This is a genomic window from Micromonospora echinofusca, assembly GCF_017614955.1.
Taxonomy (GTDB): domain Bacteria; phylum Actinomycetota; class Actinomycetes; order Mycobacteriales; family Micromonosporaceae; genus Micromonospora; species Micromonospora echinofusca_A.
In genome coordinates this window covers 1-14073 of sequence record NZ_WVUH01000192.1, presented here as the reverse complement: position 1 = coordinate 14073, position 14073 = coordinate 1, and the positions used below count along the sequence as shown (strand labels likewise).

The window sequence follows — 14073 nt, the reverse complement described above, 5'->3', positions numbered from 1 at the left end:
GTGCCGGGCGGCGGTGGTGGGTGGGCCCCGCCGGTCTGGGCCGGTGCCGGTGGCGGGGGGCCGGCAGCTTCGTCGGTCATACCTGTGATCCTGCTGGTCCGACGGCCCGACCGGCCTCAGGAGCCGACCCTGACCCCACCCTGAGATCCGGGCCCGGCAATCTTCAGGGGCGTCCTGGTGGTCCGGTCGGCTCCGGCCGTGTGACGATCGAACGGCGCCGACCGCGCTCTCCGCTGTGCGTGGTGTCCGACCGGCGGTCACATCTCCTGGGGGTTCCCATCAGCACCGCACCTGCGTCACCTCGGCTGTACCGGGCCCGTGGGCACCGGTTGGCGGCCGGGGTGGCGGCCGGCATCGCCGAGCACCTCGGCATCCCCGTGGTGCGGGTCCGGATCGCGTTCGTCCTGCTGCTCGGCTTCAACGGACTCGGGCTGCTGCTCTACGCGGCCTTCTGGGCGGTGGTGCCGTTGCGGCCCGGCGGCGACGAGCCACCCCGCCGGGACGTCGCGCAGCTCCTGCCGTTCGTGGTGATCGGGCTCGGCGTGCTGCTGATCCAGATGATGCTGTTCAACTCGTTCGGTGCCACCGCCACGGCCGGCTGGCTGGTCGCGATCATCGCGGTCGGTGCCGGCGTGATCTGGCACCAGTCCGCACCGGAACGCCGCTGGCAGTGGGGCGAGAGCATGCCCGTACCGTGGCTCGCCGCGGTCGTCGAGGAGAGCGACCGCCGGGCCTTCGTGCTCCGGTTCATCGGCGGCGGGGTGCTGGTGGCGGTCGGCATCATCGGGATCGTCGCCGTCTACTCCCGGCAGGATCTCGACACCGTGGTCAGCGGGGTGACCTTCGCCCTGGTGGGGCTGGCCGGGGTGGGCGTGGTGGCCGCGCCGGTGCTGTGGCGGACCCTCACCCAGTTGCGCGCCGAGCGGGAGGGCCGGATCCGGGAGCAGGAACGCGCGGAACTGGCCGCCATGGTGCACGACCAGGTCCTGCACACCCTCGCCCTGATCCAGCGCAACGCCACCGACGTCAAGACCGTGCAGCGGCTGGCCCGGGGGCAGGAGCGGTCGCTGCGCAACTGGCTCTACAAGCCGACCGCCTCCCCGGCGGAACGGTTCGCGGCTGCGCTGGAGCAGGCCGCCGCCGAGGTCGAGGACACCTTCGCGATCACCGTGGAGACCGTGGTGGTCGGCGACCGGGAGACCGACGAGCGGGTCGGCGCCCTGGTCGCTGCGTCCAGGGAGGCCCTGGTCAACGCCGCCCGGCATGCCAAGGTGCAGACCGTGTCCCTCTACGCCGAGGTGGAACCGGAGCAGATCAGTGTCTTCGTCCGGGACCGGGGGACGGGCTTCGACCCGGCTACCGTAGGGGACCAGCGGCACGGGGTACGCGGGTCCATCATCGGCCGGATGAAACGGCACGGTGGCCGGGCGGAGATCCGCTCGACGCCCGGTGACGGCACCGAGGTACGACTCATGCTGCCGATGACCCGGGACAGCAGCACAGCGGAGAGGGACCGATAGCCATGGCCGATCAGTCGACGGGACCGGTCGAGGGTGCCACCCCGCCGGGCCGGCTGCGGGTGTTCCTGGTCGACGACCACGCGATGTTCCGGGCCGGGGTCCGCGCCGAGCTGGGTGCGCACGTCGACGTGGTCGGCGAGGCCAGCACGGTGGCCGAGGCGGTGGTCCGGATCCCCGCCACCATGCCCGACGTGGTGCTGCTCGACGTGCACATGCCGGAGGGCGGTGGGCGGGCGGTGCTCGACGCGCTGCGGCGTACCCACCCGGAGGTGCGGTTCCTGGCGTTGAGCGTCTCCGACGCGGCCGAGGACGTGATCGGCCTGATCCGGGGCGGTGCCCGGGGGTACGTCACCAAGACCATCTCCCCGGACGAACTGACCGACGCGATCCGCCGGGTGGCCGAGGGGGACGCCGTGTTCAGCCCCCGGTTGGCCGGGTTCGTGCTGGACGCGTTCGCGGCCCGGCCGGACGTGCCGGTCGCCGACCCCGAGCTGGACCAGCTCACCAACCGGGAGCGGGAGGTGCTCCGGCTGCTGGCCCGGGGGTACGCCTACAAGGAGATCGCCCGGGAGCTGTACATCTCCATCAAGACCGTGGAGACGCACGTGTCGAACGTGCTGCGCAAGCTCCAGATGTCCAACCGGTACGAGTTGTCCCGTTGGGCGGCGGACCGTCGTCTGGTCTGACCGACGGCCGGTCCGGGCTGCCGGCCGGTCAGCCGGTACGCAGCACGGTGTACGCCTCGGCCAGCCGGCCCGGCGGCAGTCCCGCCTCCTGCGCGGTACGCCCCAACTGCTCCATCACCCAGGCCGGCACGTCGAGGTGGGCGGTCTGCGAGTGGTGCGCCCGCATGGCGGCGATCTTGGCGGCCAGCCGGTCGGTGACGTCCACCGCGTGGTCCGGTGCCGGTCCGGCGGAGTACCAGATCTCCCGGACCACCCAGGGTTCGAGCCCCTCGTCGAGCAGTTCCGGGAAGGCGTACCGGTTGCGCGCGTCGGGGTAGACCGCGCAGGTGGTGGCCTCGCCCACGGCGAGGTGGTCCGGGTGGCCGGGGCCGACCAGCTGCTCCCAGCGGCGCAGCGGCGAGGTGGTGAGTACCCGGTCGGGGCGGAAGCGGCGGATCGCGGCGGTGATGTCCCGGCGGAGACCGGTACCCGGGGTCAGGGTCCCGTCGGCGTATCCGGTCAGAAAGTCCACCCGGTCGACTCCCACAGCTGCCGCAGCGGCCCGTTGCTCGGCTTCCCGGAGCCGTGGTATCTGCTCGCGCGGCGTGTCGTCGAAACCACCGGCCTCGCCGTGCGTGACGAGAAGGTAGGCGACCTCGATGCCCTCGTCCACCCAGCCAGCAATTGTGGCTGCGCAGCCGAAGTCGACATCGTCCGGATGGGCGAACACGGCGAGTGCGCGTCGGACGTCGGTCAGCACCGGCGCGGAGGCGGGGAAGCTCACAGCGGTCGAGCCTACGCGCCATCGACCTGACCAGCTCAGAGGCTGAAGCCCCTGGTCAGAATGGCCGTTTCCGGGCAAAAAATGATCTTCGTTCAAGTATCGGCGGCGCAGCAGGCAACTAACGGCTTGATAACGGCACCTTCACGCAATGGGCTGGTCGGTGTCACAGTGGCAAGCACCTCACCGCCGGTGAGGCACTCAGTCGGCCCCGACGACCATGGCATCCTGATCGGCTGTGCGTGGACGTGGGGCCTGCTCAGTGTCGAGCGGGCGTGTGACGGTAGCCCGGCGGATCATCGGTGCATCTGGGGTGTCCCGATACTCTGCGGTAGCTTTCCGGCAGCCAGCGACGAGCAGGCTGTCGGCTGGCGTCACCCCTACGTGCGTGAAACCCACGAACGAACCCAGGTTAGGAAAGAGGAGGCCCCCGGAATGAGAGTCTCGAAGCGTGCGAGCGCAGTCGCGCTGGGCGCGGCTGTCGCGCTCGTCGCGGCAGGCTGTGGGAGCGGAGACAGCGGCGGCGACAGCCCCGCCAAGACGGACGGTGCCATCGTCATCGATGGCAGCCAGCCCGAGGTTGGCCTCGTTCCGGCCAACACCACCGAGACCGGTGGTGGCGCGATCATCGACTACCTGTGGACGGGTCTGGTCGAGTACCCGAACGAGCAGGGTGCCAACCCGAAGCTCGCGGTTGCCGAGTCCATCGACACCAAGGACTCGAAGGTCTACACCATCAAGATCAAGAAGGGTACCAAGTTCCACGACGGTACCGAGGTGAAGGCCGAGAGCTTCGTCAAGGCCTGGAACTGGAGCGCCTACTCGCCGAACGGCGCGCAGAACTCCAGCTTCTTCAGCGACATCCAGGGCTTCGAGGACGTCCAGTCGGTCGACCCGGACGACGACGGCCCGAAGAAGGCCCCGGAGCCGAAGGCCAAGGAGATGTCCGGCCTGAAGGTCGTCGACGACCACACCTTCGAGGTCACCCTCGGCTCGCCGTTCTCGATCTTCCCGACCAAGCTCGGCTACAGCGCCTTCTACCCGATGCCGGACGCCTTCTTCACCCAGGGCGCCGACGCCTTCGGCAAGAAGCCGATCGGCAACGGCCCGTGGAAGTTCGTCTCGTGGCAGGACAACGTCGAGATCAAGCTCACCCGCAACGACGACTACACCGCGGGTGACAAGGGCAAGATCAAGGACGTCACGGTCAAGCTGTACCAGGACGCCGGTGCGGCCTACAACGACCTCCAGGCCGGCAACCTCGACTTCCAGCAGCAGGTGCCGACCTCGGCCCTGGCCGGTGCGAAGTACAAGACCGACCTGTCGGACCGTTACATCGACGTGCCGAACGCGGCCACCGCGCTGATCGCGTTCCCGTTCTACGACAAGCGGTTCCAGAACGCCGACCTGCGTCGCGCGGTCTCGCTCGCCGTCGACCGGCAGAGCATCTCCGACAAGATCTTCTCGGGCTCCCGCAAGCCGGCCGACAGCTGGGCCAACCCGCTGACCCCGGGCGCCAAGTCGGGCAACTGCACCTCCTGCTCGTACAACCCGGAGGAGGCGAAGGCCCTGCTCGCCAAGGCCGGTGGCTTCCAGGGCGAGATGGTCTTCTACTACAACGCTGACGCCAGCCACAAGGAGTGGATGGAGGCCGTCGCGCAGAGCGTGAAGAACACCCTGGGCATCGAGGCTCGCGCCGAGGGCGTCCCGACCTTCGCGGTCTTCCGTCAGCAGATCAACGCGAAGCAGATGAAGGGCCCGTACCGCGCCGCGTGGTCGCAGGACTACCCGGACGTGGAGAACTGGATCGGCCCGCTGTACGTCACCGGTGGTTCCTCCAACGACGGTTCGTACAGCAACCCCGAGGTTGACCGCCTGTACAAGGAGGCCACCTCGGCCCCGACCGTCGACGCCGCGCACGCCAAGTTCGCTGAGGCCGTGACCTTCGTCGACAAGGACACCCCGTCGATCCCGATCTACTTCTACGGTCAGCAGTCGGGCTTCTCCGACAAGATCAAGAAGCCGGAGCTCAACGTCAAGGGCGAAATCGACCTGGAGTCGGTCGAGCTGAAGTAAGGCGACTCGACCCGGGGCGGGTCCACCCGACAAAGGTGGGCCCGCCCCGGGCCGGTCACACGCCCGGGACGCGAACCACCGCGTCCCCGTCGCCGTATCGCCACTCGTGTCGGGCGTCCGACGCGTCCTACTTGGAGGACGACCCATGGGCCGTTACTTGTTGAGACGGCTTCTCCAGCTGATCCCCGTGTTCATCGGGACCACCTTCTTCATCTTCGTACTGGTCTGGGCGGTGCCCGGGGACCCGTTCGCCGGCAAGTGCGGCGACCGGCGGTGCCCCGACGCCTACGTCGACTTCATGACCGACAAGTACAAGCTCGACCAGAACATCTTCGTGCAGTACGGCAGCTACATGAAGAACCTGCTGCAGGGGGACTTCGGCGAGACCTTCGGCGGTCGCTCGATCAACGAGATCGTCGTCAACGCGTACCCGAACACGCTGAAGCTCGCGCTGGTCGCGCTCGCCGTCGAGGCCCTGATCGGGCTGACCGCCGGTGTGCTCACCGGCCTGAAGCGCAACGGCTTCCTGGACAACCTCGTCCTGGTCTCCACGCTCTTCCTGATCGCGCTGCCGACCTTCGTCACGGGCTTCGTGCTCCAGTGGCTGCTCGGCGTCAAGTGGGGCATCGCGCCGGTGACCGTCTCGTCCGACGTCTCCTTCACCGAACTGCTGGTCCCCGGGTTCGTGCTCGGTAGTACGTCGATGGCGTACATCGCCCGACTGGCCCGTACCAGCATCGCGGAGAACCGGCGCGGCGACTACGTCCGGACCGCGATCGCGAAGGGCCTGCCGATGCGGCGGGTCGTCGGGGTGCACCTGCTCCGCAACTCGATGATCCCGGTGATCACGTTCCTCGGCACCGACCTTGGTGCGCTCATGGGTGGCTCGGTCGTCACCGAGGGCATCTTCAACATCAACGGCATCGGACGAGAGGTCTTCCGGGCGATCATCACCAAGGAGGGCGCGACGGTGGTCTCCATCGTGGTGATCCTGGTCCTGGTGTATCTCCTGATGAACCTGCTGATCGACCTGCTCTACGCCGCCCTGGACCCGAGGATCCGTTATGAGTGACCCCACTGTCGGATCGATGGCGACCACCCCTCCCGCCGAGCAGCCTACCGTCGCCGGGGGAACCGCGCCGCCTGATTCCGGACTGCCCGCGAACGCGAAGCGTGACCAGCCGCGCGGCCTGCTCGGCGACGCCTGGATGGACCTGCGCCGCAAGCCGCTGTTCTGGATCTCCGCGTCGATCATCCTGCTCTTCCTGGTGATGGCGGCCTTCCCGTCGCTGTTCACCTCGGTCGACCCGACCCAGGGCGATCTGGCCCGGAGCCGGGTCGAGCCGTCCGGTGACGCGTGGTTCGGTTACGACGTGCAGGGCCGGGACGTCTACGCCCGGGTGATCTACGGTGCGCGGGCCTCGATCCTGGTGGCCGTGCTGGCGACCCTCGGCACCGTGCTGATCGGTGGTGCGATCGGTATCCTCTCCGGATTCTGGGGTGGCTGGGTCGACGCGCTGCTCTCCCGGGTCGCGGATGTCTTCTTCGGCCTGCCGTTCGTGCTCGGCGCGATCGTCATCCTGACGACGTTCAACAAGCCGGGTTCGGGCAACAGCTACGTGAAGATCGTCTCCCTGGTGCTGTTCTCGCTGATCATCCTCGGCTGGCCGGTCTCCATGCGGATCATGCGGTCCTCGGTGCTCGCCACCAAACAGGCCGACTACATCATGGCCGCCCGGGCACTGGGGGCCGGCTCCGGTCGGATCATCATGAAGCACCTGCTGCCCAACACCCTGGCCCCGCTGCTGGTCTACTCGACGATCCTGGTCGGCTCGTTCATCGGTGCCGAGGCGACGCTGTCCTTCCTCGGCGTCGGCCTCCAGTCGCCGGTGGTGTCCTGGGGCGTCATGATCAGCGAGACGCGTGACTGGGTCCGGGTGTCGCCGTTCCTGCTCTTCTTCCCGGCCACGTTCCTTGTCATCGCGGTGCTCGCTTTCGTGATGCTCGGCGAGGCAGTGCGCGAAGCACTCGACCCGAAACTGCGGTAGGAGTTCCTGTGTCCGACATTCTCGTGTCCGAGCGGTCCGAACCCGGTGCCGACGGCTCAGGACGCCCTTCCGGCCGGTTGCTGGAGGTCGACGACCTCCGGGTGGAGTTCCGTACCCGGGACGGGGTCGCCAAGGTCATCAACGGGGTGACCTACCACGTCGACGCGGGGGAGACCCTCGCCGTGCTCGGCGAATCCGGCTCCGGTAAGAGCGTCACCGCCCAGACGATCATGGGTATCCTCGACACCCCGCCCGGTTTCGTCACCGGCGGTCAGGTGCGGTTCCACGGCAAGGACATGCTCACCATGTCCGCCGAGGAACGGCGCCGGATCCGGGGCGAGGGGATCGCCATGATCTTCCAGGACGCCCTCTCCGCCCTGAACCCGGTCTTCACCGTCGGGTTCCAGATCGCCGAACAGTTCCGGATCCGGCGCGGCATGAGCCGCTCCGACGCCAAGAAGCGCAGCATCGAGATGCTCGACCTGGTGAAGATCCCGAACGCCAAGGGCCGGTTCAACGCGTACCCGCACCAGTTCTCCGGTGGTATGCGCCAGCGCGCCATGATCGCCATGTCGCTGGCACTCGACCCCGAGGTGCTGATCGCCGACGAGCCGACCACCGCCCTCGACGTCACGGTGCAGGCCCAGATCATGGACCTGCTCGCGGAGTTGCAGCGGGAACGGCAGATGGGCCTCATCCTCATCACGCACGACCTCGGCGTGGTGGCGGACGTGGCCGACCGGATCGCGGTCATGTACGCCGGCCGGATCGTCGAAGAGGCGGACGTGCACGAGCTGTACGAGAAGCCCGGTCACCCGTACACGCTGGGCCTGCTCAACTCGATCCCTCGGATCGACGAGAAGGGCCAGCAGCTGCGGACGATCAAGGGCCTCCCGCCGAGCCTGCTGAACATCCCGTCCGGCTGCCCGTTCCACCCGCGCTGCCCGATGGTGCAGCCGGTGTGCCGGGAGAAGGTGCCCCCGCTGCTGCAACTCGGCGGTACCCGGGCCAGCGCCTGCCACTTCGCCGAGGAGGTCGTGAACCGTGACTGAGAACATCCTCGAAGTACGGGATCTGGTCAAGCACTACCCGGTGACCCGGGGCATCGTCTTCAAGAAGACGATCGGGCACGTCAAGGCCGTCGACGGGGTGTCGTTCGGGCTGCGGCAGGGGGAGACCCTCGGCGTGGTCGGCGAGTCCGGCTGCGGCAAGTCGACCCTGGCCCGGGTCCTGATGAACCTGGAGAAGCCGACCGCCGGCAGCGTCCTCTACAAGGGGCAGGACATCGCCCGGCTCAAGGGCGGTGAACTGCGTCGGCTGCGCCGGCAGATCCAGCTCGTCATGCAGGACCCGTACACCTCGCTGAACCCGCGGATGACGGTCGGTGACCTGATCGGTGAGCCGTTCGACATCCACCCCGAGGTGGCACCGAAGGCGAGCCGGCGGGGCAAGGTCCAGGAGCTGCTGGAACTGGTCGGGCTCAACCCGGAGCACATCAACCGGTACCCGCATCAGTTCTCCGGTGGTCAGCGGCAGCGCATCGGCATCGCCCGGGCGCTCGCCCTGCGCCCGGAGATCATCGTCTGTGACGAGCCGGTCTCCGCGCTGGACGTCTCCATCCAGGCCCAGGTGATGAACCTGCTGGAGCAGCTCCAGGGCGAGTTCGGGCTGTCGTACGTCTTCATCGCCCACGACCTGTCGGTGGTGCGGCACCTCTCCGAACGGGTCGCGGTGATGTACCTCGGCAAGATCGCGGAGATCGGTACCGAGGACGAGATCTACGAACGCCCCACCCACCCGTACACCCAGGCTCTGCTGTCGGCGGTGCCGGTGCCGGACCCCAAGGTGCGGGAGCAGAAGGCGATCATCCGGCTCACCGGGGACGTCCCGTCGCCGGTCGACCCGCCGTCGGGCTGCCGGTTCCGGACCCGGTGCTGGAAGGCGCAGGACGTCTGCGCCACCGAGCCGCCCGTACTGGAGATCCGGCCCGGCTCGGACCACCCGAGCGCGTGCCACTTCGCCGAGAAGCGCGAGATCGTGGTCACCCACGAGGCGTGAGGCGTACCGCTTGCCGGTCCTGTGGGCCGGCAGGCGGTGAGGGCGCCCGGCAACAGGGCGGTGGCGGCCACGGCCGCCGGTCCTGTTGCCGGGCGCCCTGCGTTTCGCGTGGTCACAGCGGGCCGCGACCGGCCCGCAGGATGAGCAGCCCGAGTTGGGTGCCGTCCGCACCCAGTGCCTCCCGGAAGCGTTCCAGGATCTCCCGCTCCCGGGACAGCACGAGCCGGGTACCCCCGGAGGCGAGCCGCGTCGCGCCGATCTGCTGTGACAGCCGGGCGCGTTCCTGCCAGAGTTCGATCAGCAGACCGTCGATCTCGTCGATCCGCTCCCGGATCGCGACGATCCGGGCCGCCGCCTCCGGCGCATCCGTGCCGGCGTTCACCGGGGCGGCGGCACCGCCCGGTGTCCCGCCTGCGGTGCTGTCGGCCGCCGGCTTTCCGCTGGTCTCTTTCACGTCAGTCATCATCGGGCACTCCTCGTCGGTGTGGAGCCCGGTACCGCTGATGCCCGAAGCGCGAGAAAGCCCCGGGCTCCAGGAGCCCGGGGCTTTCTCGTAGGTCTGATCGATCAGGCGTGACCTACGGCTGCCGGACTCCCGGTGCCGTAGTAAAAGTAGAAGCGCTGCCCGATCACGTGGTCGAGTATGCCCAGCCAGGGGCGACCGGCGCAACCCACCCGGTAAGGAAGGGCCCCTTCCTAACGCTTTCGGTATAGGAAGGGGCCCTTGTTAACGGATCAGCCGAGCCTGGTGCTCCGGTCGGGCGGATCAGCCGAGCTTGGTGATCCGGTTGGCCGGGCCCGGGGCGACCGGCTCGCCGGCACCCAGGTAGCTCACCAGCGCGTCGACGTCGAAGCCGGGCGCGGTGGTGCGGCCGGTACCGGCCTTCAGGGTCGTGAAACCGTCACCACCGTTGGCCAGGAAGTCGTTGGTGGTGACCCGGTAGCTGGCAGCCGGGTCGATCGGCGTGCCGTCGAGGGTGATGCCGCTGACCCGGGAGCCGACCGGCGCGGTGGTGTCGTACGAGTAGGCGAAGCCTGCGGAGACCTGGAGGATCCGCTGGGTGGTCTGCCCGTTGAAGCCGACGAACTGCTGCTCCAGCACGTCCTTGAGCTGCGCCCCGGTGAAGGTCTGGGTGACCACCAGGTTGTTGAAGGGCTGGACCGAGAAGCTCTCGCCGTAGGTCACCTCACCGGGCGCCTCGCCCCCGGCCGAGGCCGAGTACGCCAGCGAGGCCCGCACACCGCCCGGGTTCATCAGGGCGATCTGCGCCCCGTCGCCCCGGGTGTAGGCGAGTTGCGCGTCGGCGATCACGTCACCGAGCGGGCTCTCCCCGTTCGGCCGGGCGTCCCGGACGATGTCCGCGCTGATCCGCCCGACGACCCGGTTGGCGATCGGCGCGACCGCCGTCCGGTACTTGTCGGCCAGCGCCTTCGCGGCCGGGTCCACCAGGTCAGGGTTGCGGACGAAGACGCCACCGCTCTGCTGCCAGGTGCCGTCGGCGTTGCGGACGCCGTTCTCCACGATCACGTTGCGGGCGGTGATCTCGGCGAACCGACCGGTCCGCCGGTCCAGCGTGTAGTCGATGTCCGTGATCAGCTGCCCGTTGTTACCGGCGCTGGTGACCACCGTCTGCGCGCCCGAGGAGTTCGGCAGCGAGCAGGAGTAGAAGCGGTGGGTGTGGCCGGAGACGACCAGACCGAACTCCGGCCGCAGCCCGGCCACGATCGGCACGATCGGCCCGGAGAAGTTGGCGCAGTCGGAGATACCCGGGGTGGTCGGCGGCGCGGACTGCATGCCACCTTCGTGCACCAGCAGCACCAGCGCCTTGACCCCGAAGAGCTTGAGCAGGCCGCCCCACTTGTTGGCGGTCTCCACCTCGTCGGTGAACTTCACCGAGGCGATCCCGGCGGGGTTGACGATGCTCGGGGTGTCCTCCAGGGTCAGGCCGACGAAGCCGACCGGTACCCCGTTGACGAAGCGCAGGTCCACCGGGGGCAGGATCGGCAGGCCGGTCTTCTTGTCGATGGTGTTGGCGGCGAGGTAGGTGAACTTCGCCCCGGCGAAGCCGTCGCCGTCCTGGCAACCGTCGACCGGGTGGCAGCCACCCTTGTTGAGCCGGATCAGCTCGTCGACACCCTCGTCGAACTCGTGGTTGCCGACCGAGCTGATCTGGAGGCCGACCTGGTCCATCAGCTCGATGGTCGGCTCGTCGTGGAAGGCGGCGCTGACCAGCGGGGTGGCCCCGATCAGGTCACCGGCGCCGACGGTGGTGGTGGTACGCCCCTCGGCGGCGGCCTCGGCGCGCAGCTTCTTCAGCCAGGTGGCCAGGTACTCCACGCCACCGGCCGGGGTGCCGTTGACCGTGGCGCCGCTGCCGCCGGGCGGGTCGATCGCGCCGTGGAAGTCGTTGTAGCTCAGGAAGTTGCCCTTGGCGGTCCGCCCGAGGGGCGTGCCGTAGGAGACGGCGACCGGCTTTAGGGCCGCCGCCGGGTCGGTGGCGGGCGCCGGCTCGGACTGCGAGGTGATCGGCAGTGCGGCGACGACAGCCAACGCGAGGGCGGGCACCGTGAGGTGACGCAGCGCCGCCCAGCCGCGCGAGCGCGGTTGACTCATGATGTGTGCTCCCAGTCGTGACGGGGGAGGATCCGGAGGGATTACCTGGTCATCGTCATGGACACGGGCCGTACGCGCCAGCCCTGGACGGTGACCGGTTGGTTGCCGCCGGAAGTCGACGGACGTCCGGCACGGTACGCGATGCACGGCGATGTCCTACCGGCGGCATAGACTCGCCGTGCGATGCATCCTCTCTTCGAACTTCCGCCGTCCCGGCCCACGCCGTCCCCGCAGTCCGATCCGCCGTCCCGGCCCTTCGTCGGGCACGCAGACCCGCAGCAGTTGCTGACCGGGCTCAACGGACCGCAGCGGGACGCGGTGACCCATGCCGGTTCCCCGCTGCTGATCGTGGCCGGTGCCGGCTCGGGCAAGACCCGGGTGCTCACCAACCGGATCGCGTACCTGCTCGCGGCCCGGGGGGTGCACCCCGGGGAGATCATCGCGATCACGTTCACCAACAAGGCCGCCGGTGAGATGAAGGAACGGGTCACCGCGCTGGTTGGCCCCCGGGCCCGGCTGATGTGGGTGTCGACGTTCCACTCGGCGTGCGTACGCATCCTGCGGGCCGAGCACGAGCACGCCGGGCTGAAGTCCACCTTCTCCATCTACGACGCGGACGACTCGCGCCGGCTGATGCAGCTGGTGGCCCGGGAGCTGGACCTCGACCCGAAGCGCTACCCGGCGCGGGGGCTGGCCGCCCAGGTCTCCAACCTGAAGAACGAGCTGGTCGACCCGGAGGAGTTCGCCGGCCGGGCCAAGGGGCCCAACGAACGCGCGCTCGCCGAGGCGTACACGCTCTACCAGCGACGGCTGCGCGAGGCGCACGCGCTGGACTTCGACGACCTGATCATGACGACGGTGCACCTGCTCCAGTCCCACCCGCACGTCGCCGAGTCCTACCGCCGTCGGTTCCGGCACGTCCTGGTGGACGAGTACCAGGACACCAACCATGCGCAGTACGTCCTGATCAAGGAGCTGGTCTCGGGTACCGAGGGGGTCGAGCCGGCCGAGCTCTGCGTGGTCGGCGACGCCGACCAGTCGATCTACGCTTTCCGGGGCGCGACGATCCGCAACATCCTGGAGTTCGAGCGGGACTTCACCGACGCGCGCACGATCCTGCTGGAGCAGAACTACCGCTCCACCCAGACCATCCTCAACGCGGCCAACGCGGTCATCGACCGGAACACCTCCCGCAAACCGAAGCGACTGTGGAGCGACGCGGGCCCGGGTGAGCAGATCGTCGGGTACGTCGCGGACACCGAGCACGCCGAGGCCGACTGGGTGGGCCGGGAGATCGACCGGCTGGTCGACGACGACGCGGCCCGCCCCGGTGACGTGGCGGTCTTCTACCGGACCAACGCCCAGTCCCGGGTCTTCGAGGAGGTCTTCATCCGGGTCGGCCTGCCGTACAAGGTGGTCGGCGGGGTGCGCTTCTACGAGCGCAAGGAGGTCCGGGACGCACTGGCCTACCTGCGTGCCGTGGTCAACGACGACGACACGGTGAACCTGCGCCGCATCCTGAACACCCCGCGCCGGGGCATCGGGGACCGGGCCGAGGCGTGCGTCGAGGCGCTGTCCGCCCGGGACCGGATCTCCTTCGGTGCGGCGCTGCGCCGGGCGAAGGACGCCCCCGGCATCTCCACCCGGGCCGCCAACGGCATCGCCGACTTCGTGGCGCTGTTGGACGGCCTGCGCGAGCTGGCCGTCAACGGGACGCCGGAGGAGGTGCTGGAGGCGGTGCTGACCCGCTCCGGTTACCTCAGTGAGCTGGAGGAGAGCCTCGACCCGCAGGACGCCGGGCGGGTGGAGAACCTCCAGGAACTGGTCAGCGTGGCCCGGGAGTACACCGAGCGGATCGAGGCGCAGGGCGGGGAGTCCGAGCGGGCCACCCTGGCCGGTTTCCTGGAGCAGGTCGCGCTGGTCGCCGACGCCGACCAGATTCCGGTGGACGACCCCGACCACCAGGGTGTGGTCACCCTGATGACCCTGCACACCGCCAAGGGCCTGGAGTTCCCGGTGGTCTTCCTCACCGGTCTGGAGGACGGCGTCTTCCCGCACCTGCGGTCGCTGGGCGACACCCGGGAGCTGGAGGAGGAACGTCGGCTCGCCTACGTCGGCATCACCCGGGCCCGCCAGCGGCTCTACCTCTCCCGGGCGGTGACCCGGTCGGCCTGGGGGCAGCCCGCGTACAACCCGCCGTCCCGGTTCCTGGAGGAGTTGCCGCCGGAACTGGTCCGCTGGGAGCGGACCGAAGGGTCGTACACCTCCTGGTCGGGTACCGGCGGTGGGGTCGGCGGCCGGGGCGGTGCGG

At 69.2% G+C, this 14073-nt stretch carries 11 protein-coding genes; 8 read left to right on the top strand and 3 right to left on the bottom strand.

The annotated features are described in order from the left end of the window. Positions 1–266: 266 nt before the first annotated feature. Together GSF22_RS20665 and GSF22_RS20660 are read left to right on the top strand one after the other, a co-directional pair. Entirely contained in the window at positions 267–1520 is a 1254-nt protein-coding gene (locus tag GSF22_RS20665) for an ATP-binding protein (RefSeq protein WP_208815376.1), read from the top strand. 2 nt (positions 1521–1522) lie between these two features. Continuing rightward, on the top strand, positions 1523–2206 hold the full coding sequence (locus tag GSF22_RS20660) for a response regulator (protein WP_208815373.1): 684 nt from the start codon (positions 1523–1525) through the stop codon (positions 2204–2206). Positions 2207–2234: 28 nt separating this feature from the next. On the opposite strand, the gene GSF22_RS20655 is transcribed toward GSF22_RS20660, so the two are convergent. Next, on the bottom strand, positions 2235–2969 hold the full coding sequence (locus GSF22_RS20655) for a PIG-L deacetylase family protein (protein ID WP_307804167.1): 735 nt from the start codon (positions 2967–2969) through the stop codon (positions 2235–2237). A 432-nt stretch (positions 2970–3401) separates the two neighbouring features. On the opposite strand from GSF22_RS20655, the gene GSF22_RS20650 reads away from it, so the two are divergent. From GSF22_RS20650 to GSF22_RS20630, 5 genes are all read left to right on the top strand, one after another. Then, the gene (locus tag GSF22_RS20650) at positions 3402–5042 is read left to right on the top strand and encodes a peptide ABC transporter substrate-binding protein (RefSeq protein ID WP_208815372.1); all 1641 of its coding nucleotides are present in this window, start codon (positions 3402–3404) and stop codon (positions 5040–5042) included. A gap of 145 nt (positions 5043–5187) precedes the next feature. Beyond that, the gene (locus tag GSF22_RS20645; protein ID WP_208815371.1) at positions 5188–6114 is read left to right on the top strand and encodes an ABC transporter permease; all 927 of its coding nucleotides are present in this window, start codon (positions 5188–5190) and stop codon (positions 6112–6114) included. Further along, a complete protein-coding gene (locus GSF22_RS20640; protein WP_208815370.1) occupies positions 6107–7090 on the top strand; it encodes an ABC transporter permease in 984 nt (327 codons plus the stop codon). The genes GSF22_RS20645 and GSF22_RS20640 overlap by 8 nt, the downstream gene beginning before the upstream one ends. A gap of 23 nt (positions 7091–7113) precedes the next feature. Continuing rightward, complete coding sequence (locus GSF22_RS20635; RefSeq protein ID WP_208815374.1) at positions 7114–8142, top strand: ABC transporter ATP-binding protein; 1029 nt, start codon at positions 7114–7116, stop codon at positions 8140–8142. Beyond that, a complete protein-coding gene (locus GSF22_RS20630; protein WP_208815369.1) occupies positions 8135–9148 on the top strand; it encodes an ABC transporter ATP-binding protein in 1014 nt (337 codons plus the stop codon). The genes GSF22_RS20635 and GSF22_RS20630 overlap by 8 nt, the downstream gene beginning before the upstream one ends. Positions 9149–9260: 112 nt before the next feature. Here GSF22_RS20630 and GSF22_RS20625 read toward each other — a convergent pair whose 3' ends face one another. Both GSF22_RS20625 and GSF22_RS20620 read right to left on the bottom strand, forming a co-directional pair. Then, on the bottom strand, positions 9261–9614 hold the full coding sequence (locus tag GSF22_RS20625; protein ID WP_208815368.1) for a chorismate mutase: 354 nt from the start codon (positions 9612–9614) through the stop codon (positions 9261–9263). Positions 9615–9914: 300 nt separating this feature from the next. Then, positions 9915–11762: a bifunctional metallophosphatase/5'-nucleotidase gene (locus GSF22_RS20620; protein WP_208815367.1), complete on the bottom strand. Its 1848-nt coding sequence runs from the start codon at positions 11760–11762 to the stop codon at positions 9915–9917. A 183-nt stretch (positions 11763–11945) separates the two neighbouring features. On the opposite strand from GSF22_RS20620, the gene pcrA reads away from it, so the two are divergent. Beyond that, a partial coding sequence (pcrA, locus tag GSF22_RS20615) for a DNA helicase PcrA (protein WP_208815366.1) occupies positions 11946–14073 on the top strand: 2128 nt, incomplete at its 3' end.

Bases quoted from the DNA above. Each gene is read 5' to 3' on its own strand.
- GSF22_RS20660 (WP_208815373.1), top strand. From the start codon at position 1,523: ATGGCCGATCAGTCGACGGGACCGGTCGAGGGTGCCACCCCGCCGGGC.
- GSF22_RS20650 (WP_208815372.1), top strand. From the start codon at position 3,402: ATGAGAGTCTCGAAGCGTGCGAGCGCAGTCGCGCTGGGCGCGGCTGTC.
- GSF22_RS20645 (WP_208815371.1), top strand. From the start codon at position 5,188: ATGGGCCGTTACTTGTTGAGACGGCTTCTCCAGCTGATCCCCGTGTTC.
- GSF22_RS20640 (WP_208815370.1), top strand. From the start codon at position 6,107: ATGAGTGACCCCACTGTCGGATCGATGGCGACCACCCCTCCCGCCGAG.
- GSF22_RS20625 (WP_208815368.1), bottom strand. From the start codon at position 9,614: ATGATGACTGACGTGAAAGAGACCAGCGGAAAGCCGGCGGCCGACAGC.
- GSF22_RS20620 (WP_208815367.1), bottom strand. From the start codon at position 11,762: ATGAGTCAACCGCGCTCGCGCGGCTGGGCGGCGCTGCGTCACCTCACG.